Origin of the sequence: Staphylococcus sp. HMSC069D12, from assembly GCF_001810405.1 — a bacterium.
In the GTDB taxonomy this organism is placed as follows: Bacteria; Bacillota; Bacilli; order Staphylococcales; family Staphylococcaceae; genus Staphylococcus; species Staphylococcus haemolyticus.
Genome location: NZ_KV801103.1, coordinates 1 through 399 on the forward strand (window position 1 = coordinate 1; position 399 = coordinate 399).

Sequence of the window (399 nt, forward strand, 5' to 3'; positions counted from 1 at the left end):
TTATTAGCTACCAAACAAAATAAAAAAGAAAGGTAATGCGCCTATGTGTAAGTCTATATTAAATACATTAAGAATTAAAGATAAAAATCTAAATTTTTCAGATGAAGTGATTGAGAAAAAACATAAAGGACGAATGAGCTTATTTTACTATGCCGAGCTCACTTATCAACCTACACATTGTGAAAATTGTTCAACTAAAAATGAAAATTTCTCAATAGTAAAAAATGGTAAGAAAACCTCAACGATTACTTTACTTAAAATTATGGAAATGCCCGCTTATTTAGAACTTCAAAAACAAAGATTTTATTGTAAATCATGTGACAGTCATTTTACTGCTAAATCTAATATTGTCGACGCTCATTGTTTTATTTCTAATAAAACAAAACTTGCAGTTTTAGA

Annotated in this window: 1 protein-coding gene; it reads left to right on the forward strand. The window is 27.1% G+C overall.

Translation table 11 applies throughout. The annotated features are described in order from the left end of the window. Positions 1 to 43 precede the first annotated feature (43 nt). Positions 44 to 399: transposase family protein (locus HMPREF2737_RS04625; protein ID WP_176744060.1), on the forward strand; the 356-nt coding region annotated here is incomplete at its 3' end.